This window comes from Tsuneonella litorea, assembly GCF_025154015.1.
GTDB classification, from domain to species: domain Bacteria; phylum Pseudomonadota; class Alphaproteobacteria; order Sphingomonadales; family Sphingomonadaceae; genus Tsuneonella; species Tsuneonella litorea.
The window spans coordinates 1-22,800 of record NZ_JAOAMV010000009.1; the positions used below are offsets into that span (position 1 = coordinate 1).

The 22,800-nt window shown below is 68.5% G+C and carries 21 protein-coding genes; 7 read left to right on the forward strand and 14 right to left on the reverse strand.

The window, feature by feature from the left end:
* Positions 1 to 133: 133 nt before the first annotated feature.
* Genes N0B51_RS14090 through N0B51_RS14105 form a run of 4 tightly spaced genes read right to left on the reverse strand, consistent with a single transcriptional unit; the run spans position 134 to position 3,000 of the window.
* Positions 134 to 1,027 (reverse strand): alpha/beta fold hydrolase, encoded by an 894-nt coding sequence (locus N0B51_RS14090; protein WP_259963222.1) that lies wholly within the window; start codon positions 1,025 to 1,027, stop codon positions 134 to 136.
* A gap of 4 nt (positions 1,028 to 1,031) precedes the next feature.
* Positions 1,032 to 1,844: an SDR family NAD(P)-dependent oxidoreductase gene (locus N0B51_RS14095; RefSeq protein ID WP_259963223.1), complete on the reverse strand. Its 813-nt coding sequence runs from the start codon at positions 1,842 to 1,844 to the stop codon at positions 1,032 to 1,034.
* Complete coding sequence (locus tag N0B51_RS14100) at positions 1,841 to 2,725, reverse strand: pirin family protein (protein WP_259963224.1); 885 nt, start codon at positions 2,723 to 2,725, stop codon at positions 1,841 to 1,843. Before N0B51_RS14100 ends, N0B51_RS14095 begins: the two co-directional genes overlap by 4 nt.
* Positions 2,722 to 3,000 (reverse strand): BolA family protein, encoded by a 279-nt coding sequence (locus N0B51_RS14105; protein WP_259963225.1) that lies wholly within the window; start codon positions 2,998 to 3,000, stop codon positions 2,722 to 2,724. Before N0B51_RS14105 ends, N0B51_RS14100 begins: the two co-directional genes overlap by 4 nt.
* Positions 3,001 to 3,065: 65 nt before the next feature.
* Between N0B51_RS14105 and N0B51_RS14110 the strand changes: the two genes are divergently transcribed.
* Positions 3,066 to 3,656 carry a J domain-containing protein gene (locus N0B51_RS14110; RefSeq protein ID WP_259963226.1) on the forward strand — a complete coding sequence of 197 codons (591 nt, stop codon included), beginning with the start codon at positions 3,066 to 3,068 and terminating at the stop codon, positions 3,654 to 3,656.
* A gap of 9 nt (positions 3,657 to 3,665) precedes the next feature.
* Here N0B51_RS14110 and N0B51_RS14115 read toward each other — a convergent pair whose 3' ends face one another.
* The 6 genes from N0B51_RS14115 to N0B51_RS14140 form a co-directional block, all read right to left on the reverse strand.
* A complete protein-coding gene (locus N0B51_RS14115) occupies positions 3,666 to 4,292 on the reverse strand; it encodes a glutathione S-transferase family protein (RefSeq protein WP_259963227.1) in 627 nt (208 codons plus the stop codon).
* 103 nt (positions 4,293 to 4,395) lie between these two features.
* A complete protein-coding gene (locus N0B51_RS14120; protein ID WP_259963228.1) occupies positions 4,396 to 5,070 on the reverse strand; it encodes a dihydrofolate reductase family protein in 675 nt (224 codons plus the stop codon).
* Between the two features lie 4 nt (positions 5,071 to 5,074).
* On the reverse strand, positions 5,075 to 5,554 hold the full coding sequence (locus N0B51_RS14125) for a VOC family protein (protein ID WP_259963229.1): 480 nt from the start codon (positions 5,552 to 5,554) through the stop codon (positions 5,075 to 5,077).
* Between the two features lie 56 nt (positions 5,555 to 5,610).
* On the reverse strand, positions 5,611 to 5,973 hold the full coding sequence (locus N0B51_RS14130) for a DUF1428 domain-containing protein (protein WP_259963230.1): 363 nt from the start codon (positions 5,971 to 5,973) through the stop codon (positions 5,611 to 5,613).
* 108 nt (positions 5,974 to 6,081) lie between these two features.
* A complete protein-coding gene (locus N0B51_RS14135; RefSeq protein WP_259963231.1) occupies positions 6,082 to 6,924 on the reverse strand; it encodes an oxygenase MpaB family protein in 843 nt (280 codons plus the stop codon).
* A gap of 32 nt (positions 6,925 to 6,956) precedes the next feature.
* Positions 6,957 to 7,526: a TetR/AcrR family transcriptional regulator gene (locus N0B51_RS14140; protein WP_259963232.1), complete on the reverse strand. Its 570-nt coding sequence runs from the start codon at positions 7,524 to 7,526 to the stop codon at positions 6,957 to 6,959.
* Between the two features lie 137 nt (positions 7,527 to 7,663).
* On the opposite strand from N0B51_RS14140, the gene cobS reads away from it, so the two are divergent.
* Positions 7,664 to 8,653, forward strand: coding sequence for a cobaltochelatase subunit CobS (gene cobS / locus N0B51_RS14145; protein ID WP_259963234.1), 990 nt, complete (start codon positions 7,664 to 7,666; stop codon positions 8,651 to 8,653).
* A gap of 72 nt (positions 8,654 to 8,725) precedes the next feature.
* Positions 8,726 to 10,867: a transglycosylase domain-containing protein gene (locus tag N0B51_RS14150; RefSeq protein WP_259963235.1), complete on the forward strand. Its 2,142-nt coding sequence runs from the start codon at positions 8,726 to 8,728 to the stop codon at positions 10,865 to 10,867.
* Between the two features lie 3 nt (positions 10,868 to 10,870).
* Here N0B51_RS14150 and N0B51_RS14155 read toward each other — a convergent pair whose 3' ends face one another.
* The 4 genes from N0B51_RS14155 to N0B51_RS14170 form a co-directional block, all read right to left on the reverse strand.
* Positions 10,871 to 11,278, reverse strand: coding sequence for a PaaI family thioesterase (locus N0B51_RS14155; protein ID WP_259963236.1), 408 nt, complete (start codon positions 11,276 to 11,278; stop codon positions 10,871 to 10,873).
* Entirely contained in the window at positions 11,275 to 11,727 is a 453-nt protein-coding gene (locus N0B51_RS14160; RefSeq protein WP_259963237.1) for a PaaI family thioesterase, read from the reverse strand. The genes N0B51_RS14155 and N0B51_RS14160 overlap by 4 nt, the downstream gene beginning before the upstream one ends.
* A gap of 152 nt (positions 11,728 to 11,879) precedes the next feature.
* On the reverse strand, positions 11,880 to 12,092 hold the full coding sequence (locus N0B51_RS14165; RefSeq protein ID WP_259963238.1) for a hypothetical protein: 213 nt from the start codon (positions 12,090 to 12,092) through the stop codon (positions 11,880 to 11,882).
* 287 nt (positions 12,093 to 12,379) lie between these two features.
* Entirely contained in the window at positions 12,380 to 14,062 is a 1,683-nt protein-coding gene (locus N0B51_RS14170) for an amidohydrolase (RefSeq protein ID WP_259963239.1), read from the reverse strand.
* Between the two features lie 90 nt (positions 14,063 to 14,152).
* Between N0B51_RS14170 and N0B51_RS14175 the strand changes: the two genes are divergently transcribed.
* The 4 genes from N0B51_RS14175 (at position 14,153) to N0B51_RS14190 (ending at position 22,758) form a co-directional block, all read left to right on the forward strand.
* Positions 14,153 to 15,406, forward strand: coding sequence for a threonine ammonia-lyase (locus N0B51_RS14175; protein ID WP_259963240.1), 1,254 nt, complete (start codon positions 14,153 to 14,155; stop codon positions 15,404 to 15,406).
* Positions 15,407 to 15,579: 173 nt separating this feature from the next.
* Positions 15,580 to 16,422, forward strand: coding sequence for an arginyltransferase (locus N0B51_RS14180; RefSeq protein ID WP_259963241.1), 843 nt, complete (start codon positions 15,580 to 15,582; stop codon positions 16,420 to 16,422).
* A gap of 49 nt (positions 16,423 to 16,471) precedes the next feature.
* Entirely contained in the window at positions 16,472 to 18,562 is a 2,091-nt protein-coding gene (locus tag N0B51_RS14185) for an autotransporter assembly complex protein TamA (RefSeq protein ID WP_259963242.1), read from the forward strand.
* Positions 18,562 to 22,758 carry a translocation/assembly module TamB domain-containing protein gene (locus N0B51_RS14190; protein ID WP_259963243.1) on the forward strand — a complete coding sequence of 1,399 codons (4,197 nt, stop codon included), beginning with the start codon at positions 18,562 to 18,564 and terminating at the stop codon, positions 22,756 to 22,758. The genes N0B51_RS14185 and N0B51_RS14190 overlap by 1 nt, the downstream gene beginning before the upstream one ends.
* Positions 22,759 to 22,800: the final 42 nt, after the last annotated feature.

The following is a 22,800-nucleotide window of genomic DNA, read 5'->3' on the forward strand; positions in this document are numbered from 1 at the left end:
CTCCCGGCTGTCGGGATCATTGAATCAGCGGTTTAGTCCCTCGGCAAGGGGAGTTTTTCAACAGAATACACCCCAAAAGCCGTCATCGGGACTGCGACCCCGCAACCCCGAAACCAGCCGTTCCTGATCCTCGTCAGCCTTCCGTACGCTCAAGAAACGCGTCGAGCGCTTCATTGACCGCGTCCGGCGCCTCCCAGGTCACGAAATGGCCGCTGCCCGGCACTTCGACCAGCGTGAGGTCGTCGACCACCTCGGCCATTCCGTCGATGTTCTCGGGCGGGAGGGCAAGGTCGTCCATGCCCCACAGGACCAGCGTGGGTATCGTCAGGTTCGGTAGCGGGGGCAGGGTCCAGCCCTCGGGCAATGCGTAGGGCGCGTCGAGCGGGGGGACGTCGATCGGGCTGGCGCGGTACCAGTTGAGCATCGCGAAGGCGGCGTCGCGGTCCTGCCAGTCCTTCAGCAGCTGCGCGCGTTCCTCCGGCTCCATCGTGTCGCCGCTGTCCCAGCGGATTTCCTGCGCGAGGATGCCGTAAAGGCCCTGTTCGCGCACCAGCGCGTCGTTCGCGGTGTCGCGAAAGCCGCGCATGTACTGGCTCGATCCGCGCTGGTGCTCGTTGAGGTAGAGCAGCTTCTGGAAGATCGCCGGATGCGGCGCGTTGGCGATCACTGCACGGGTGACGCGGTCGTTCATCTGCCCGGCAATGGCGGTGCCCCAGGCGATCGCGCCACCCCAGTCGTGGCCGAGCACGGTGAACCGCTCGATGCCGAGCGCGTCGGCCAACTGGAACACGTCGCCGATCAGCTTGTCGGGGGTGTAGTCCGACACGTGAGGGGGTTTGGAGCTGCCCCGATAGCCGCGCTGGTCGGGCGCGATGCAGCGGTACCGGTCCTTGAGGTGCGCGACCTGGTGGCGCCAGGTGCGGTGGCTTTCGGGAAAGCCGTGGAGGAAGACCAGCGCGGGCGCGCCTTCCGGCCCCTCGTCGACGCAATCGAGTTCGATCCCACTTGCCAGCGTCACGCGCTTCATCGTGTCATCCTTCCTTCAGCCGCTCCATGTAGCCGCGCGCGACCATCGCCTCGACCTGGTCGAGCAGCCAGTCGGGCACCCTGCGCGCCTCGGCCATCGCGAGTTCGGCGTCCTTTGCGACGATGATCTCGCGCTGTCCCCCGGCGATCCCGTCGAGCATCCGCCCCGCCGCTTCGTCGGGGTCGAGGCCCAGTTCGATCGCCTTGTCGCTCGTGCCGCGCGCGCTCCCGTCGGCGGTCAGCGCGTTGCGGCTGATGTCGGTGCGGATCGACCCGGGGAAGATCGTGTGCACCTTGACCCCGCTCTGCGACAGTTCGGAGCGCAAGGCGTCGGCGTATCCGGCGAGGCCGAACTTCGCGGCCGAATAGGCGGTGCGCATCGGCACGCCGACCTTGCCGGCGATCGAGGAAATGAACGCCAGCGCCCCGCTGCCGCGTTCGGTCATCGGGCCGATCAGCCCCTGCGCGAAGGCGATCTGCGCGACGAGGTCGATCTCGATGATCTCGCGATAGACCTTCATGTCGGTTTCGACCGCCGCCGAACGCTGCGAGATGCCCGCGTTGGCGACCGCGAGATCGACTCCGCCCTTCCACGCGATCGCCTGCGCCGTCGCGCCGGCGAGCGCGGCATCGTCGCGCACGTCGAAGGGAAGGATCAACGTCTCGCCGTCGATTTGGTCTGCCACCTCCTGCAACCGCGCGGTGTCGCGTCCCGACAGGATCGCGTGCCCGCCGCGCGCCGCCCACTGGCGCGCGAGCGCCGCGCCGATGCCGCTCGATGCGCCGGTGATCCAGGCGACTTTTCCTTGGCTTTTCATGGGTAACTCACCGTCTTGGGGACTTCGGGTAGCGGGATGAACTCGTCGCTGTCGCCGGGGACCAGCGGGAACCTGCCCGCGCGCCAGTCCTCCTTTGCCGCGTTGATCCGCTCGCGGCTCGAACTGACGAAGTTCCACCACACGTGACGCTTGGTGGCAAACGCCTCGCCGCCGAGCAGCATGACCCGTCCTCCGCCGCCGGACGCCAGCCGCATCGCCGCGCCCGGCGCAAGCACGGTCAATGCGTAGGGCGCAAGCGGGATGCCGTCGATCGACGCCTCGCCGCCGACGAGCATGACCGCGCGCTCGTCGGCCCCGGCGTCGACTGGCAGCACGCCGCCGGGCGCGAGCGCGATCTCGGCATAGATCGTCGCCGCGTGGGTGGTGGTGGGCGCGCGAACGCCCCACAGCTCGCCCATGATGACGATCGCCTTCGTGTCGCCGTCCTCGACCTCGGGCAGGCCGGTCTGCGCCTCGAACGCGGGGTCGATCTCCTCCTGACCGTCGGGCAGCGCGAGCCAGGTCTGCATCCCGTAGAGCCGCGGCCCGTCCGCCCGCTCGGTCGCCGGCGAGCGTTCCGAATGGACGATCCCGCGACCGGCGGTCATCAGGTTGACCTGTCCCGGCCGGATGGTCGCCAAGGTGCCGAGACTGTCGCGGTGGTCGATCGCGCCCTCGAAGAGCCAGGTGACCGTCGCGAGGTTGATGTGCGGGTGGGGGCGCACGTCCATCCCGCCGCCCACATCGAGCTGCGCGGGACCGAACTCGTCGACGAAGATGAACGGGCCGATCATCGTGCGGCCGCGGCTGGGCAGCACGCGCCGGACCTGGAACTGGCCGAGGTCGTGCGTAACCGGCTGGATCGTGTCGATAACGCTCACGCGGCATCGCCCGGCGCGAAGGCGCGGATGGCGAGCGCATGGACCCGCTGGCCGGGAATGTCGCCGAGCGCGGCGTTGACCATGCGCTGGCGTTCGAGCCGCGACTTGCCGGCGAACGCGGCGCTCTCGATCACGAGGGTAAAGTGCGATTCGCCGCTTCCGTCGTCGCCCGCGTGACCGCGGTGCTTGGCGCTGTCGTTGATCACGTCGAGGCGGGTGGGGGCAAAGGCTGCGGTGAGCAGCGCTTCCATTTCGCTTTGCAAGGGGCCTGCCATGACGGAAGTCTTGGGATGTCCGGGGCGGGTTGTCCATGCCTGTCTGGGTGCCTACCTCGGGCCCGATGCGGCCAACACGTTTCCACGGGCGTCACGAAGACTCCATCCAGCAATGCCAGGCGCCCGGTTGCGGCGAGCCGGGGCAGTTCCGCGCGCCCGGGGCGCGGTCCGCCGGCTTCGACGGGCCGGGCGAAAGCCTGTGGTTCTGCCTCGACCACGTGCGCGAATTCAACGCGGCCTACGACTGGTTCGAAGGGATGAGCGCGGAGGAAATCCTCGAGGCGCAGCACCCTGCCGCGGGATGGGCGAACACCAGCACGCGGCGCGCCTTTCGCGCCGACGCGGGTGCTGGCGGGATGCCGCGGTGGGCCGACTTCGACGATCCGCTCGACGCGATCGGCGCGCGCGCGTCGGACTTGCGCCGCCGTGCGCAGGGACGGGCGCACGCCGCCCGCTTCACCCGCGCCGAACACGACGCGCTGGCAGTGATGGACCTTCCGGCAGACATCGACCGCGCCGGGCTGCGCCGTCGCTATTCCGAGCTTGTCCGGCGTTACCACCCCGACCGCAACGGCGGAGACCGCAGCCACGAAATGCGGCTGACGCGGGTGGTGGAGGCCTACCAGCTGCTGCGCAAGAGCACCGCGCTCGCCTAGCCGCTGTCGTCAGGCCTTGGCTTGCGCCTCGGCGATGAGTTCGTCGTCGATCGCTCGACCGGCCCTGCGCGCGGCGCGCTCGTCGAGGCGCTTGTCGTAGGCCTCGAAGGCGGGGCGCCGGGGCAGCGAACCGAACGCGAGTCCCCAGCCGACCTGACTGCCGACATAGACATCGGCCATGGTGAACCGGTCTCCGCAGACGAATGCGTGCTCCTGCAGCCATCCGTCGAGGGCATCGACCGTTCTCTCGAGGCTGCCGAACCCGACCATCCCGCCGCGGTCGCCGGGCACCTCCCATCCCATGCTCTTCGCCACCACCGCCTGCTCGAGCGGTCCTGCGGCGAAGAACAGCCAGCGGAAATAGTCGGCTTTCTCATGGTCGCGCGGGAGCAGTTCTGTGGCCGACATCTCCGCCAGATAGTGGCAGATCGCCGCCGCCTCGGTGACGACGTGGTCGTGGCCGCCATCGTGGTGGACCAGGGTGGGCACCTTGCCCATCGGGTTCACGCGAAGGAGTGCGCCCTTGTCCTGCCAGTCGACCAGGACCTGTTGGTAATCCGCCCCCGCTTCGTGCAGCGCCCAGCGGGCGATCTGCCCCCGGCTCATCGGGTTGGTGTAGAATGTGTAGTCGGCCATCGCTTGCCTCCATACGGTCCGGTACCAGCCTGGCGCCTTCGAAGAGAAACCCCGCGTGGGTAAGCGTCGTTGCCCGGTACGGTCGGTCGGCGAGGGCGGGGGCTCACCAGGTCCCGTCCGCCATGCGCTGCTGGCGCAGCTTTTCTCGGTCGCTCCTGGCCGGTGTCGGTGTCTCCGCCGGGTAGGAAGGCAGTGCGCCGCCGGGCCTGTAGGTGGCGATCACCGTTCCCTTGTCGGTGACGCGATTGCTCGTCATTTCGAGCATTTCGACCGGCGTGCCGTTGGCGAACATTCGCTTTCCGCCGCCAAGTATGACGGGAAACGTCATCAGGATCAGCTCGTCGACAAGGCCTGCCGCGAGCAGGTCGGGATAGATCGTGCTCGACCCCTGAATGATGATATCGGCACCGTCTTCCGCCTTGATCCGGGCGACATCTGCAATGCCCGAGAGCCTGTGGCTGTTGTGCCATTCGAGCGGCTGCCGGCCGCGGGTCAGCACGTATTTGTGGGCCCGGTCGAACGCCTCGCCCATCGGCTTGGCGTCCCCCTCGGCATAGGGCCAGTAGGCGGCGAAGATGTCATATGTGCGACGCCCGAGCAGCAGGTCGTAGTCGCCCGCAAACAGCTCGCCGAGCGTTTCTTCGATGCCGGGATCCCAGGCGCGGAACACCCAGCCGCCTTGGTCGAAACCACCCTGGGTGTCCTCGGCCGGACCCCCGGGAGCCTGCATCACTCCGTCGAGGGTGAGGAAGACAGCCCCGGTCAGCTTGCGGGCCAATTGCTCAGCACCCCCGCCGCGCGGCATCGATTGCGGCGACGTCAATCTTGCCCATCGTCATCATCGCTTCGAACGCGCGCCTGGCTTCTTCGCCTCCTGCGACCTGCGAATCGAGCAGCGTTCGCGGCGTGATCTGCCACGAAAATCCCCACTTGTCCTTGCACCAGCCGCACGCACTTTCCTGCCCGCCGTTGTCGAGTATCGCATTCCAGTAGCGGTCGGTTTCGTCCTGGTCCTCGGTCACGACCATGAAGCTCACGCTTTCGTTGGGCTTGAACAGGTCGCCGCCGTTGAGCCCGGAAAACGCACGGCCGAGCACGGTGAATTCGACAGTCAGCGCATCGCCCTTGCTGCCGCCCGGGAAATCGGACGGTGCCCTGAACACGCGCCCGACCGTGCTGTCGGGAAAGGTCTCGGCATAGAACCTGGCGGCCCGTTCGGCATCGCCATCGAACCACAGGACGGTGATCAGCTTGTCATGCATCCATGCTCTCCTGACGCGGGCCGCGCTTTCGGTTGGCGGGCGGTCGCCGGAAATGATCAGGCGGCGTTGTCGACGATCACCTCGAACCCGCCGACGACCATCCGCTTGCCGTCGAACGGCATGTCGGATCCATCCCCCCATTCCTTCATTCGTTCGTCCGCCATCATCTTCTCATGCGCCTCGTCGGCGGTCTGCTGGTCAGGCCAGACCATCCAGCTGAAGACGACCTTCTCGCCCGGCTCGAGAGCGACCGCCTTGCGGAAATCGGTCCACTGGCCGTCCTTCACGTCGGCCTCCCACGCCTCGACGTGGCCGATGCAGCCGTGATCGCGGGCGATCGGCCAGAACTTCTCGGCGACCTCGCGGTACGCTTCCTTGCTGTCCTCGGGAACGGGTACGATGAAACCGTTGACGTACATGGGCCGGCCCTCCCGCGCGGGAGCCGGGTCGCCGCGGCGACTCGCGGCTCGCGATGCCTTGGCCGAGAGTGCGGCAGATTTCGGCACCGGGCAAGGCTGCTCGCCTGTTCAGAGCTGGCGAAAGGCCCAGCGCAGACCGTCCGACATCGTTCGCGTGGCGATCCGGGCGGGCAGGGCGCTCGCCGACGGTCGGTCCAATCCGAGCATGGTGCGTGCATAGGGCGGCAACAGGTCGACTGCCGCCACGCCGAGCGCCCGCTGGATCGCGACCGGCGTGCCTGGCGGGCGCTGGTCGAGGACCAGCCGAGCCACCTCGCGCGAAGCCCCGCTGGCCGAGAGATCGGCGCGCAGATCATCGATGAGGGCGGCGGCAGCTCGCTCGGTCTCGGGCACCGGATCCGCGCCAAGCGCCCGCGCGACCACGGCGAACTGGCGAAAGTATTCGTCCCGCTCGGCAGCCGGCATTCCCGGTCGCACGTAAGTGACGTGCGCCGCGAGGAAGCTCGTCGCTTCGGCTACATGAACCCAAGCCAGCGTGCGCGGGTTGGTCGCCGAATAGGCGGTGCCATCGGGCAGGGTACCGTTGACCTGCGCGTGAATCCGGTTGACCCGTTCGATCGCCGCCATCGCCTGATCGCGATGGGCGAACGTCGTTTCCGCAATGAAGCGCGCGGTGCGGCGCAGCCGCCCGTGCATGTCGGCGCGGAAGTCCGAATGGTCGAGCACGCCCTGCAAAGCGTGGGGGTGGAGCATCTGCAGCAACAGCGAGCGGATTCCGCCGACCATCATCGACACGACGCCGGCGTGCACCATGCGGATCGGCGAATCGCGTTGGAACAGCGCCTCGTCGCTGATTTCGACCGGGCGCTGGCCGGCGGCGACGTCGTTGAAGACCGCGCGCACCTTGCCGACAATGCGTCGACGGAGGAATTCGGCGGGCGACAGCGGCATCGCGTCGTGTCTAGCGCAGGGGAAAGGCCGCGTCAGTAGGCACTCATGCGCCGATCGAGCGTGGCGAGCGCGCGGTCGAACTCCGCCACGTTGCCGCTGGCCCGCGCGGCGAGTTCGGCCCCGGCGATCTGCGCGAAGACCGCTCGGGCCTCTTCCTCGATGTCGCCGGCGACAGCGATCGTGCGGTCCCTCCTGCCGACCTGGAGCGCGTGAGCGATGTGCCGGACGAGCGTTTCCCGTGCGCTTGCAAGGCCCTCGCGCGTCGCCGGGTCTGTTACCGCCGGGTCGGCGGACATCGCGGTGACGAGGTCCACGGCGCCGCTATGGGCACATCCGGTCCGGCGGGTCTGGATGACGCTGCGGAGCAGGGCCGAGCCGCGCCGCCGATCCGTTTCCAGCGCCTCGAACGCGCGCTCGACGCGCCGGACGCACCGGTTCATGAGCGCGCGCCCGAAATCGGACTTCGAGGGAAAATGATGATGGATCGACGCCTTGCGGATTCCCGCACGATCCGCGAGCGCGCCGTAACTGAAGCCACCAAAGCCTTGGCGGCACACGATTTCCTCACCCAGATCAAGCAGCTCTTCGCGCGAGGTTTTCATCTCCCTACCTCTTAGTAGGTTTTTATCCACAGGGTCAAGGCGCGTCCCTACCTAGTGGTAGGTTTCTCCTGCTTGGTTCCGCCCAAGCGGAAATATCGTTGCGACCCCGCGCGCGCGCGTATAGGCCGCGCGGCACGATGAACGACATGACCGACGCCCTCGATACCGCCCAGCGCACCGTCCTTGCCGCGCCCGACACCTTCGTGAACGCACGCGAGGTTTTCGGGGTCGATGTCGACTGGCAGGTTCCGGCGTTCTCGAAGGCCGACCCGCGCGTGCCAGACATCGATGAAAGCTACGTGTTCGACCCGGACACCACGCTTGCCATCCTCGCGGGCTTCGCGTTCGACCGGCGCGTCATGGTGCAGGGCTATCACGGCACCGGCAAGTCGACCCACATCGAGCAGGTGGCCGCCCGGCTCAACTGGCCGTGCATCCGCATCAATCTCGATGCGCACATCAGCCGTATCGACCTTGTCGGGCGCGACGCGATCGTCCTGCGCGACGGGTTGCAGGTGACCGAGTTTCGCGAGGGCCTGCTGCCCTGGGCGCTCCAGCATCCGGTGGCGCTGGTGTTCGACGAATACGATGCCGGCCGACCTGACGTGATGTTCGTGATCCAGCGCGTGCTCGAACAGCAGGGCAAGCTGACCCTGCTCGACCAGAACCGCGTGATCCGGCCCGACCCGCATTTCCGCCTGTTCGCCACCGCGAACACCGTGGGCCTGGGCGACACGAGCGGGCTCTATCACGGCACCCAGGCGATCAACCAGGGCCAGATGGACCGCTGGAGCATGGTGGTCGCGCTGAATTACCTGCCGGCCGAAACCGAGCAGGAGATCGTGACCTCCAAGGCGCCTCAGGCCGACCCGAAGGTCGTGGCCGACATGGTCAAGGTCGCCGACCTGACCCGCCAGGGTTTCATTGGCGGCGACATCTCGACCGTGATGAGCCCGCGCACCGTGATCACCTGGGCCCAGAACGCCGCGATCTTCGGCGATGTCGGCTTCGCCTTCCGCCTGACCTTCCTCAACAAGTGCGACGAGGCGGAGCGGGTGCTGGTGGCCGAGTATTACCAGCGCGTGTTCGGCGTGGACCTGCCCGAAAGCGTGGTCGGGCGCAACTGAGCGCCTTCGCTCGGATTGCGTTCAGGCTTGACGGCCTATCCATCGCTGTGTTGACCTGCTAATACAGCTGAGATGGCGTTGCGCGACCTCTGGGGACGATCCCGAACCGGCGATGAAACCGCCCCGCAGGCGGGCTATTTCGCGCTGCACGGAGCATATGGCGACGCGCCCCCGGTGGCCGATCGGTTCGAGGACTGGGACCGCCGCCTTGACCAGGCCGAACCGGCGGGACGGTCGACGTGGCTCGGACGGCGCAAGCGGTGGTGGATCATCCGCGGTGTCGCCGCGCTCGTCGGCGTGTTCTTCCTGATCGTCGCCTGGCTGGCGGTCACCGCGCCGCTGTCCAAATCACTCGAGCCGATCGCCCCGCCGCAGCTGACGCTGCTTGCCAGCGACGGCACGCCGATCGCCCGCAACGGGGCGGTGATCGACGCGCCGGTGGCCGTCGAAAAGCTGCCCGACCATGTCGTCGAGGCCTTCCTCGCGATCGAGGATCGGCGGTTCTACGACCACTGGGGGATCGACCCGCGCGGGATAGCGCGCGCGCTTTTTACCGGGGTTGGCGGCGGATCGACGATCACCCAGCAGCTCGCCAAGTTCACCTTCCTGACCCCCGAGCAGACAATTACCCGCAAGGCGCGCGAGATGCTGATCGCGTTCTGGCTCGAAGCCTGGCTGTCGAAGGACGACATCCTTGGGCGCTATCTTTCGAACGCGTACTTCGGTGACAACGTCTACGGGCTGCGCGCAGCCAGCCTGCACTACTTCTACCGGCAGCCCGAACGGTTGAAGCCCGACCAGGCCGCGATGCTCGCCGGACTGGTGCAGGCGCCGTCGCGGTTCGCGCCGACCAGGCACTACGACCGGGCGGCGAAGCGGATGGAGATGGTGAAGAACGCGATGGTCGACGCGGGCTTTCTCACCCCGGCAGAGGCGAAAGCGATGCGGCCGCCCCGGCTCGATGTGCGCCCGGCGCCGAGCCTGCCGACGGGAACCTATTTCGCCGACTGGGCGCTGCCCGAAGGTCGCCGCCTCGCCGAGGCGGGGTATGGCGGACAGACGCTGACGACGACGCTCGATTCGCGGTTGCAGGCAATCGCCCGCAGGGTGACGGCGCGCGTGCCCGGCAAGGCGCAGGTCGCGCTGGTCGCGATGCGCCCCAACGGCGAGGTCGTCGCGATGATCGGCGGCAAGGACTACGCGAAATCGCCCTTCAACCGCGCAACTCAGGCGCGCCGCCAGCCGGGTTCCACCTTCAAGCTGTTCGTCTGGCTCGCCGCGCTGCGCGAAGGGATGGACCCGCAGGACCGCATCGACAACCGGCCGTTCGAGACCGGATCGTATCGCCCCAAGAACGCCGGCGGCCGGTATTCCGACAGCATTACGCTCGAGGACGCCTTCGCCCGGTCTAGCAATGTCGCGGCGGTCCGGTTGCTGCAGACCGTCGGGAGCGAAAAGGTGATCGCCACCGCGCGCGACCTCGGGGTGACCTCGCCGCTTGCGCAGGGCGACCCGAGCCTCGCCCTCGGCACCTCGACGATGACCCTGCTCGAACTGACGGCGGCCTATGCCGGGGTCGCCGCGAACGATTTTCCCGTGCGCCCGCGCGCGTTCGCCGAGCCGGAAAAGGGCTGGCTGGCTCGGGCCTGGGACTGGACGCGGCACGAGCGGCTGTCGGGCCGCACCCACGGGCAGATCGAGCAGATGCTCCGCGCCGCGATCAACCGCGGCACGGGCCGTGCGGCGGTCCTCTCGGTGCCAAACTACGGGAAGACCGGCACCAGCCAGGATTACCGTGACGCATTGTTCGTCGGGTACGCCGGCGACCTCGTCGTCGGAGTCTGGATCGGCAACGACGACAATAGTCCCCTCGGGGGGATCAGCGGTGGCAGCCTGCCGGCGCGGATATGGCGTGACTTCATGGTTCAGGCGCTTGGCCGCGGGGCCAATCGACCTGCGCCTGCGCCGGATGTACGGGAAGATCCGGGCGGCCCTGTCGAGCCGATGGACGTGCCGGGACCGGCGGCGCTGCCGAACGCCGAGTTTCCCCTCGACGAACGCGGCTCGCGCGTTCGGATCGGCGGTGACGGGGTGACCGTCTCGACCGATGTCGAGGGGGTTCCGGTCGACGTGCGGTTCGGCCGCGAAGGCGTGCGGCTCGAACCGGGACCGCAGCCGCCGGCATCGCCGCCGCCGTCGGCCCCGCCGCAGTAGCGTTCAGTCCGCGCCGTCCCGCTCGACCATCAGCACGTTCATCACCGCGCTGGCGATGGGGCGTTGGGGATCGTCCTGCCAGGCCTCTATCGACAGGTTGGCATTGCGCCTGCCCAGGCGGACGATGCGCCCGCGCGCGTGGCTCTCGCGCGGGCGGCCGGCCGAAAGGTACTGGACCGTCACGTTCACCGGCTTGAGGAGCGGCGCTCGGCCAAGCTCGGCGAGTGCACTGCGCAACGCCGCGTATCCGGCGGTTTCGAGTAGCCCGGCGATCGCCCCGCCGTGCCAGGCGCCGGGACGGCCTTCCAGCTCGTGCGCGAACGGCAAGGAAAGCAGGGGAGGGCAGCCGGGCGTGTCTTCGCTCACGACGACCCCCAGCGAGCGGGCATAGGCGGTCAGGTACTCGGTCACGCCGGAACCATCCGGTGGGGGTCGAGCATCATGAAGACTCCCGCCGCCTGGGCGACCGGGTCGGCGGGGTCGCCATCGTGTGCGCTGCCGCGGACGAAAGCGGCGGTGCGGGTGCGGCGATAGCAGGTCACCCGCGCACAAACCGGCGCATGCTCGCGGCTCGGGCGCAGGTAGTCGACCCTGAGGTCCAGCGTTGCGACGGGGCGGAACGCACGGGCTGAAACCCAGATCGCCATGCCTGCGGCCATGTCGAGAAGGCTTACGATCGGGCCCGATGCGAGGACCGGCATGGCCTCGTCGCCGACGAGGTCGGCTCGCCAGGGCAGCTCGAGCTCGCACCAGTCGTCCCCATGAGCCCTGTACTGCAGCCCAAGCCAGCCGGGGTGCGCGCGGGTAAGCGCCCATTCGGCGAATGTACCGGGGTCGAACTGGTCTGGGTAAGCCTGCATGGCACGTCCCGTGGAACGAACGACCGCATAGCGCAATCCCGGCCGCACCGATGGATCAACTATCGATGTACCAACTCGGCGACGGACCGGGCCCGCGCAAAAAAAAAACGGGGCCCGCAGGCCCCGTTTCAATCAATCGTGAACAACAACGATTACGGGCTGACCGGATCGTCGCTGCTGTCCGTGGCGATGATGATCGCGGCGATGATCGCGGCGAAGGCCAGGATCGCGAGGATCCAGGTGCCACCCATTTCGCTTCCCTCTTCCGCCGGAGCGGCGGCCCGCTGCGGAGCAGCCTGCGCCACGACCGGGGCCGCGGTGAGCGAAAGAGCAGCCGCGGCGGCGGCAAGCTTATGGAACGTCATATTCTATTCTCCTCGAAGATCGGATTTCTTCAATCTCGTCCCCGTCCCACTAGGCCAACGAAAGTTCACTGGCAACCCGGAAATGGACGGAAAACATCAAAACTGCGGTCGTTTGGTCCCCACTAAACAAGGCCATGCCCTACGGGAACTGCCGTCGCCGAAGCGATTGCTCCCGGTCCCCCCTCAACGCGCAAGAGCCGCGCCAGTTCCTCTTTTTAAACAAATCAATTCATTGCCTTGTCAGACTGCCTCGCGCCCGGTTTGCAATGCCGAGGGTTAAGATTCGATTAGCGGCCCCGTGCCTGCGACGAAATGGCGCCTGCGGCTTCGTAGACCCGCTCGCCGCCGACCCAGGTCTGGAGCACGCGGGTGGCGCGCAGGTCCTCGGGAGAGGCAAGCAGCGGATCGCGATCGAGGAAGACGAAGTCGGCCCGCACGCCCGGCCTGAGTTCGCCAAAGCGACCCTCGCCGAATCCGGCCCAGGCGCCGTTCGCGGTGTACGCCGAAAGGGCAGCTTCGCGGCTTACCGCCTCGGCGGGGAACCAGCCGCCGAACGGCTGGCCGTCGGGACCGGTCCGGCTGATCGCTGCCGCAAGCCCCGCAAAGGGGTCTGACGATTCGACCGGCGCATCGGTGCCGAATGCCAGCGTCGCGCCGCCCGCCGCGATGCTGCGCCAGGCATAGGCGCCCGAAAGCCGGGCCGGGCCGAGCCGCGCCTCGGCCATCAGCCGGTCCGAAGTCTGGTGGACCGGCTGCATCGAGGCGATGACCCCGAGCTGGCCGAAACGCGCGATGTCGACCGGATCGACGATCTGGGCGTGCTCGATCCGCCAGCGGCGATCGCCGCCGTAGGTGTGCGACAGCTCCTCGATGGCGTCGAGGACCTCGGCGTTGGCCCGGTCTCCGATCGCGTGGACCGCGACCTGGAACTTGTCGAGCGCCGCACGGCTCATCAGGTTGCGCAGCTGCGCGCCGTTCACCAGCGGCAGGCCGGTGTTCTTCGCGTCGTCGGCATAGGGAGCCTTGAGCCAGGCGCCGCGCGAGCCGAGTGCGCCGTCGACGTAGAGCTTGACCCCGTTGAGCCGCAGCCGATCGTCGTAGAGCCAGGGGGTGGGGCCGGGGCCGCCGATGAGCTCCATGTTCTGCGGACCCGAGGCGTAGGCCATGATGCGCATCCGCAGCCAGCCCGTGTCGCCGGCCCGGCGCATCGATTGCCAGGCCTCGATCGTGGTGCCCATGTCGGCGACCGCGGTGACCCCGTTGGCAATCAGGATCTCCTGCGCCTTGGCGAGCGCGAGGTCCCAGTCGTCGGGCCGCGGCGCGGGAACGGCCTTGGCGACGAGGTCGGCGGCGTTGTCGACGAAGACACCTGCCGGCGCACGCGAGCCCGGCAGCCGCTCGATCCGCCCGCCCGCCGGATCGGCGGTCGCCGAATCGATTCCCGCAGCCTTCAGCGCGAGCGAGTTTGCCCACTGCGCGTGGCCATCGACCCGTTCGAGCAGGACCGGTCGGTCGGCGACCGCGGCATCGAGCTCGGCCGCGGTGGGGAAACGGCCCAGGCCCCAGGTTTCCTGGTTCCAGCCGCGCCCCACGATCCACTTGCGGTCGGGAAATTGCGCCGCGTAGGCGCGGATCGCGGCCTGCGCCTCGGCGAGCGATTTCGTCTGCGAGAGATCGAGGGTGAGCGCGCCGAAACCGATTCCCATGACGTGGACGTGCGAATCGACGAGGCCCGGAATGACCGTGGCGCCCTTGCCGTCGACGGCGAAATCGGTTCTTTGCGGGCGCTTGTCCTTGCGCTGGAGCAGGGCCTTCACCCGCCCGTCGTCGTCGATCCAGATCCCGGTGAACCGGGTTACCTTGCCTGCCCGGTCGACCGAGATCCCGTCGACGTTGTCGACCAGCGTGTCGGCCGCGGCCGGAGCGGCGAACAGGAGGGCGGCGAGCGAAATGAGGTGGGTGCGCGTCATCCTGCTACCGGTTAGGCAAGTTTCTCTATGATGCAACCGGGCAACGCGCGTGTTTCCCCGCTGCGCCAATTGTCCTAGGGCACGGTCGAAATGACCCAGGCCACTTCCTTGATCGAGCCCGAAAGCGCCGCCCTGCCGCTGACCATCGACGACGTGCGCGCGGCGGCGCAGCGGATCGCGGGCGCGGTCGTCCGCACCCCGACGATGCGCTCGATCACGCTGTCCCAGATCGCCGGCGCGGACATCTGGCTCAAGTTCGAGAACCAGCAGTTCACCGCCGCCTACAAGGAACGCGGCGCCCTCAACGCGCTGCTTCAGCTGACCGACGAACAGCGCGCCCGCGGCGTGATCGCGGCATCGGCGGGCAACCATTCGCAGGGCCTCAGCTACCACGGTACCCGCCTCGGCGTGCCGGTCACGATCGTCATGCCGCGCACCACGCCGTCCGTGAAGATCATGCAGACCGAGAGCGTGGGCGGCAACGTGGTGCTCGAGGGCGAGACGTTCGACGAGGCCTATGCCCATGCGCGCCTGCTGGAAAAGGAGCGCAACCTCACCTTCGTCCACCCGTTCGACGATCCCCACGTCGCCGCGGGGGCCGGAACGGTCGCGCTCGAGATGCTCGAGGATGCGCCCGAGATCGACTGTCTCGTGGTGCCGATCGGCGGCGGCGGGCTCATTTCCGGCATGTCGACCGTCGCCAAGGCGCACGTACCCCCGATCGAGGTCGTTGGCGTTGAAGCCGCGCTGTACCCCTCGATGTACGGGCGCATCAGCGGCCGGCCCGTGAAGTGCGGCGGCGATACGCTGGCCGAGGGGATCGCGGTCAAGGACCCGGGCGAATTCACCGCCCGCGTGATCGGCGAGCGGGTCGACGAGATCGTACTGGTCGAGGAGGACGCGCTCGAGCGGGCAGTCAGCCTGCTGCTCCAGATCGAGAAGACCGTGGTCGAGGGCGCCGGCGCCGCGGGGCTGGCCGCCGTGTTGGCCCATCCCGAGCGGTTCCGGGGGCGCAAGCTCGGCCTCGTGCTGTGCGGGGGCAACATCGACACCCGCCTGCTCGCCAACGTCCTGCTGCGCGATCTCGCCCGTTCGGGCCGGCTCGCACGCCTCCGGGTCACCCTTCAGGACCGGCCGGGGGCGCTCTACAAGGTGATGCGCGAGTTCGACGCGCATTCGGTGAACATCATCGAGATCTATCACCAGCGGATCTTCACCACCTTGCCGGCCAAGGGCCTCATCACCGACATCGAGTGCGAGGCGCGCGACCGCGAGCAGATCGATGCGTTGATCGCAGCCTTGCGCGCGAAGGGGTATTCGGTGAGCCAGGTCGAGCTCAACTGAGGGCGGAAAGCGCTGGCACGGGGTTTTCAACCACTTCGCAACTGTGCAAACTAAGTTTCCGTTAACCGCGATAGATGGTTAAAGGTGTTTTACCGCCGCGCCCGAACGGGCATACGGTGGCACCGACCCCCAGCCGCGACGTCGCGGCACCGTGAGAGGACCAGCGCAAGACCGTGACGGCTCCCGTCCGCTTTCCCCGCTTTTTCGTGACGAGCCCGGCGCCGTGCCCGTATCTGCCGGGCCGCAGCGAGCGGAAGGTGTTTACCGAGCTCAAGGGGCCGCATGCCGACCAGCTCAACGAGGCGCTCGGGCGCATCGGTTTTCGTCGCAGCCAGACGGTCGCCTACCGGCCGAGCTGCCTCGATTGCCAGGCGTGCGTTTCCGTGCGCGTTCCGGTGCGCGATTTCGCGCCGTCCGGCACGCAGAAGCGCAACCTCAAGCGCAATTCCGATCTCGTCGCGACCGAATGCCGCCCCTGGGCGACCGGCGAACAGTTCGATCTCCTGCGCAAGTACCTCGGCGTCCGCCATCCCGGCGGGGGCATGGCCGCGATGGACGAGATCGATTACGCGGACATGGTGGAACACACGCCGGTTACCAGCTATGTCATTGAATACAGGGAACCTGCCGACGGGCTGATGCCGGGTCGCCTCGTCGGCGCGTGCCTCACCGATCGCCAGGGCGACGGGTTGTCGATGATCTATTCTTTCTACGACCCGGAACATGAGGCGCGGACGGGTCTTGGCAACTACATCATCCTCGACCACATCCGGCGGGCCGCACAGGACGGCCTCGGCTTCGTCTATCTCGGTTACTGGGTCGATGGCTCGGACCGGATGCAGTACAAGATCCGCTACCGGCCGATCGAGCTGCTCGGGCGCGACGGGTGGCAGCGCCTCGATCGCGATCGCCACGATGCGCTCATCGCCGCAGCCATGGCTCCCCGCTCCAGAGTGCGCGACGCGGCCAGTCCTGCCAAGGACGCCTCGCTTCCGCAGTTTGCCCAGGACGACTAGCCGCTCACTTCTCGCCCTGGCGGGTGCAGCCTTCGCGATTCTTCCCGCGATGGCGCCGGCGCAGGACCGCCAGGCGCCGCCCTCGCTCGAGGACCTGATACCCGATTCCGCGGTCGAAGACCCGGAAGGCTGGGCTGCGCAAGGGGCGCCCGCCGACCCGCCGGAAGACGCCGCGGTGGCGGCCATGGCCGAACTCGATGCCGATTCGCCGCTGGCGGACGTCCCGCCGATCGACCTGCCCTGGCCCGACGACCTTGATCTGCCGGCGATGGCGGACCTCGAACCTGACGATTCGATCGAGTTTGCAGACGCGATCGAGGACGGGCAGCCCCGACCGGGACTCGCGGATGCCGAGATCGTGCGAATCTCGTCCGAACTCGTCCTCGCCTTTCCCCCCGGCGAGGCGGCATTTCCCCAGCGGTCCGAGTTCGCCGACCGCTTCGCGCAGCTTTCCACCATCGCCGAACTCGATTCGGACGAGGACAACATCGCCCAGCTCGCCGCCCGCGCCAAGGCAGACGAGGAGCTGCTCGAGACGATGCTCAGGGTCTACGGCTACTACGACGGTCAGGTGGTGCGCACGGTCGGCGCGATCCAGCCGGGCGAGGAGGATGCCGCAAACCGGCCGAAGGTACGCTTCGACCTGATCCCGGGAGCCCGCTACCGGTTCGGCGCGATCGACCTCGGCAACCTGTCTGCCGCGCCCGATGCGTCGGCGCTGCGCAGTGCGTTCGAGATACGGTCCGGCGATCCGCTGTCGAGCGACCGGATCGTTGCCGAGCAGTTCGATCTCGACCGTGCGCTGGGCGAGCTCGGCTATCCCTTCGCCGCGATCGAAGAGCCCGAGCTGCTCGTCGATCATGCGCGCGAAGAGGGCGACCTGACGATGAAGGTCGAGCCGGGCGGCAAGTTCGCGTTCGGGGCGGTCAATTCCAACCTGCCCGAATTCCTCTCCGGCCGGCATCTCGCGACCATCGCGCGGTTCGATCCTGGCGACATCTACCAGCGGTCGCTCGAATACGACCTGCGCCGCGCGATCGTTTCGACCGGACTCGTTTCGTCGGTCACGATTACGCCGCGCAAGGTCAGCGAGCCGGTCGGCGGCCAGCCGGGCGAGGTGGCGCTCGACGTCGAGATGACCAAGGCCAAGCTGCGCACGATCGCCGGTGCCATCGGCTATGGCACCGGCGAGGGTTTCCGGCTCGAGGCGAGCTGGGAGCACCGCAACATGTTCCCGCCCGAAGGGATGCTCCGCCTGCGCGGGATCGCCGGCACGCAGCAGCAGCTCGCCGGGGTCACGTTCCGCAAGAACAACTTCGGCGGACGCGACAAGGTGCTGACGCTCGACGCGTTCGGCTCGACGATCTCGAGCCAGGCTTACGATGCGCGCACTGTTTCGTTCGTCGGGACCTACGAACGGCTGTCGACCCTGCTGTTCCAGAAGCCCCTGAGCTGGAGCGTGGGCTTTGAAGCCGTGGCGACGCAAGAGCGGCCTGCACCGATCGGCGGCGTGGTCCAGCCCCGCCAGACCTACTTCGTCGGCGCGCTGCCGGTCTATGCTCAGGTCGACACCACGGACAGCCTCCTCGATCCAAAGGAGGGTTTCCGTATCGGCGGCCGGCTTTCGCCGGAAGTCTCGCGGAGCAACGGGACCGAAAGTGTCTACCTGCGCAGCCAGGTCGACGCGTCGTATTACCAGCAGGTGACCGAAAAGGTCGTGCTCGCCGGACGGGTCCGGTTCGGTGCGATCCCGGGCACGGCGCTGGCCAACATCGCGCCCTCGCGGCGGCTCTACAGCGGCGGCGGCGGGTCCGTGCGCGGATATGGTTACCAAGCGATCGGCCCGCGCGACGCGAACGGCAATCCAACCGGGGGGCGCAGCCTCGTCGAGGGCGCGGTCGAGGCGCGCATCGGCACGAAGTTCTTCGACGGCGCGCTGTCGGTGGTTCCGTTCCTCGACGCCGGTTCGGTCAGCCGGTCGGTCACCCCCGACTTCGAAACGGTCCGGTTCGGTGCCGGAATCGGCCTGCGCTACAACACCGGCTTCGGGCCGCTGCGGTTCGACGTCGCCACGCCGGTCAACCCGGCACCGGGCGACAGCCGGATCGCGGTCTACGTCTCGCTCGGGCAGGCGTTCTGATGGCGGCCGGGGAAGCGATCGAACCCGGGGACGGACGCGAGGACGCCGCAGCCAGCCGCGCACACCCCGGGCGCACGGCGGCCAAGTGGATCTTCGGCGGACTTGCCGCAGCCGTGCTGCTGATCGTTGCTGCGCTGGCCCTGCTCAACAGCCCGATCGGGCAGCGCTGGGTGACCGACCAGATCGCCAAGGTGGCGCCTGCTTCGGGGCTGAAGATCAGCATCGGCCGGATCGAAGGCAATCTCTACGGCAAGGCGACCCTGCACGACGTCACGCTGTCCGACCCGACGGGACCGTTCCTGACCGTTCCCCTCGTCGATCTCGACTGGCGCCCGACGAGCTGGTTCGCGCGGGGTCTCGACGTTCGCGAACTGACCACCCACCGGGGCACGCTGCTGCGTCTGCCCGAACTCAACCCCGGCGATCCCGACGCACCGATCCTGCCCAATTTCGACATCCGGATCGACAAGCTGGCGATCGACGACCTGACGATCGCCAAGGGGGTGATCGATGCCGAAGCGCACAAGGTCAACCTGCGCGCGAACGCCGACATCCGCGATGGGCGTGTCCTCGTAAAGGCCGACGGGCGCCTCGGGACGCGCGACCGGATCCACGCACTCGTCGATGCCGAGCCGGACGGCGACCGCTTCGACATCGACCTCGACTACCGGGCGCCGAGGGGCGGCGTGATCGCGGGGTTGATCGGGGCCGAGGCCGGATACAGCGCGAAGGTGCGGGGCGAGGGCACCTGGAGCCGCTGGAACGGCGTCGGCCAGGTGCTGCGTGACGGCGAGAACTTCGCCGCGTTCCGGATGACCAATGCCGGCGGCGACTACACCGTCGTAGGGCAGGCGCATCCGCGGCCGGCGATTCCAGCGGGCCTGCTGCGCGACGCGCTCGGCGAAACCGTCTCCTACAAGGCGACCGGAACGCTCAACGACAGCGTGCTTGATGGGACAATCCGGCTGGTCGCGGGGGGCGTTGCGGGAACGGCAACCGGCGCGCTCGACCTGGGCAACAACGCTGCCGAGGGCCTGGCGGTCAACGCGCGGATCAGGAACCCGGCGCTGCTGGGCGCGGGCACCCGGGTCGAGGGCGCGCGGATCGGGGCCACGCTCGACGGACCCTTTCGCGACCTGACCATCGATCACAGGCTCTCGGTCGCGAAGTTTGCCAGCGGGGCGACTGAGGTCACGGGGCTGACCCAGCGGGGGACGGCGACTTACGATGGTGCGCGCTGGACCTTGCCGGTCGATGCCAAGGTGGCGCGGATCGTCACCGGCTCTGCGCAAATCGATCCGCGGCTGGTGGACGGAACGATGCGGGGGACGGTCACCTATCAGGGCAACCGCATCGCGTCCGAGGGGCTGGCGCTCGCCTTTCCCGGCGCGAGCGCGCGGCTGACGCTCGCAGGAGACACCGCGAGCGGCGACTACCGCGTCGCCGGGCCCGTGACCGCGAACGGCCTTGCGATCGAAAACGTCGGCACCGTCAACGGCGGAGCGACGATCGTCGCCACGTTCGGCAGTTCTCCATGGACCTTGCAGGCGGATTTCCGCGGCAGCATCCCGAAAGTGTCGAACGAAACGCTGGCGAACCTGGCAGGGCCGTCGATCGCCTTCAGCGGCGGGATCACCACCGGGGGTGCGCGGCCGCTCGATTTCCGGGGCGTGCGGATCGATGCGGCCAAGCTCGACCTTTCGCTCGACGGGATGATCCGGCCCGGCCGCACCAGCGTCGCCGGGCGCGGTCGGCACGTCGATTACGGCCCCTTCACGGTCGAGGGCGCCTATACCGACCGCGGGCCTGAAGCGGTGCTGGTGTTCGCCGATCCGCTGCCCGCCGCGGGGCTGAAGGACGTGCGGGTGGCGATCGTCCCAACCGACGACGGTTTTGGCATGGAAACCCGGGGCGATTCGATGCTCGGACGCTTCGAGGGGCAGATCGACCTCTTCGCGCCTTCGGACGGGCCGACGCGGCTGGCGATCCGCAAGCTCGACGTCTGGAAGACTTCGGTCACCGGTGAGCTGACCGTGGCGGATGGAGCGGCCGCCGGCACACTGGCGGTCGCGGGGGGCGGTCTCGACGGAACCATCGCGCTTTCACCGCGCGGAGGTGGACAGGCTTTCGACGTGGAACTTGCGGCCCGCGACGCGCGGTTTGCCGGCGCCACGCCGTTGTCGATCGGCCGGGCCGACATCGACGCGAGCGGGCTGCTGGTCGACGGCAACAGCACGATCGGCGGAAGCGTGTATGCGCAGGGTGTCACCTACGGCAGCCTGTTCATCGGTCGACTGGCAGCGCGCGCCGATCTCGAGAATGGCGCCGGCACGGTCACCGCATCGGTCGCCGGACGGCGCGGCAGCCGGTTCGCGATGCAGCTCAATGCCAATGTCGCGCCCCGGCGGATCGCGGTCGCCGCGCGCGGCGAATTCGCCGGGCGCGCGATCACGATGCCGCGGCGCGCGGTTCTGCTGAAGCAACCCGATGGCGGCTGGCTGCTCGAACCCGCGCAGGTGAACTTCGCCGGCGGCGGCCTGATCGGCTCGGGCGAGCTGGGTGGCGGCCGCACGGCGATGAAGCTTCAGATGGCGGACCTGCCGCTGTCGGTGGTCGACATCTTCACCGAACTGGGCCTGGGCGGGAGGATATCCGGCGTCATCGACTTTGCCAGCGGGGGCGGGGCGCCGCTGACCGGAGCGGCACGGATCAAGGTCGACGGACTGACGCGCTCGGGCCTGGTACTGACCTCGCGGCCGATGGACCTCGCGATGGTTCTGCGCCTGACCCCCGAGCGTCTCGAGACCCGGGCGGTGATGGACGAGGGGGGGCAGCGGCGCGGACGGCTTCAGGGCCGCGTTGCGGACCTGCCGCAGGACGGCGCGCTGTTCGACCGCCTGCGGGCGGGCAACCTGTTCGCCCAGCTTCGCTACAAGGGACCGGCCGACGCGCTCTGGCGGCTCGCCGCGGTCGACGCCTTCGACCTGACCGGGCCGCTCTCGGTCGCGGCCGACGTCAACGGCTCGCTCGCCGCGCCGCTGGTGCGCGGGGTCGTCGCCAGCGACAACCTTCGCCTTCGCTCCAGCCTTTCGGGCACCGACCTTGCCAACGTGAAGGCGCGCGGCACCTTTTCGGGGTCGCGGCTGCGGCTGACCGGCTTCAGCGGCACTTCGCCAAACGGCGGTTCGGTTAGCGGAAGCGGGGTGATCACCCTGGAAGACCTCGGGGTGAAGGGGCCGCAGCTCGACATCCGCGTTGCCGCTCGCAACGCCCGGCTGCTCGACGCGCAAGGGCTGAGCGCGACGGTAACCGGACCGTTGCGGATCGTGTCCGACGGGATCGGGGGGACGATTGCCGGGCGACTGCTGGTCGACCGCGCGAGCTGGCGTCTCGGCACGGCCGCCGCCGACGTGCGCCTGCCGCAGATCAGGACCCGGGAAATCAATCTTCCGTATGACGCGGGTCCGCCGCGGGTTGCCGCGCGGCCGTGGCGCTACCTGATTGACGCGCGCGCACCGAGCCGGGTGGATGTCGACGGCATGGGCCTCGACAGCGAATGGGGCGCGAACGTCGTCGTTCGGGGGACCACCGACGATCCGCGCATCGGGGGCGAGGCGCGCATGGTTCGAGGCGACTACACGTTTGCCGGCACCCGGTTCGAGCTTACCCGCGGGGTGATCCGCTTCGACGAGAACGTGCCGATCGACCCACGGCTCGACATCGTCGCCGAAAGCGAATCGCAGGGGATCGACGTGGCGGTGAAGGTCCAGGGCAGTGCGCTGCAGCCCGAGATCACCTTCCAGTCCACGCCCGCGTTGCCGGAAGAGGAAATCCTCGCGCGGCTGCTGTTCGGCGGCTCCATTACCGAGCTGTCGGCGACGGACGTGCTCCAGCTCGGCTCGGCACTCGCCTCGCTGCGCGGCGGCGGCGGCATGGACCCGATCAACCGCCTGCGCTCGGCGATCGGCCTCGACCGGCTGCGGATCGTCAGCGCGGACCCGGCGCTCGGACGGGCGACCTCGATCGCGCTCGGCAAGAACATCGGTCGCCGGTTCTACGTGGAAATCGTCACTGATGGCCGCGGGTACAGTGCCACCCAGGCGGAATTCCGCATCACCAGCTGGCTGTCGATCCTGGGCAGCATCTCGACCATCGGCCGCGAATCGATCGTGGCCGAGGTCAGCCGGGACTACTGAGCACCGGCGCCCGGACGCCCGGGAAGCCGCCGGCTCCCCGGG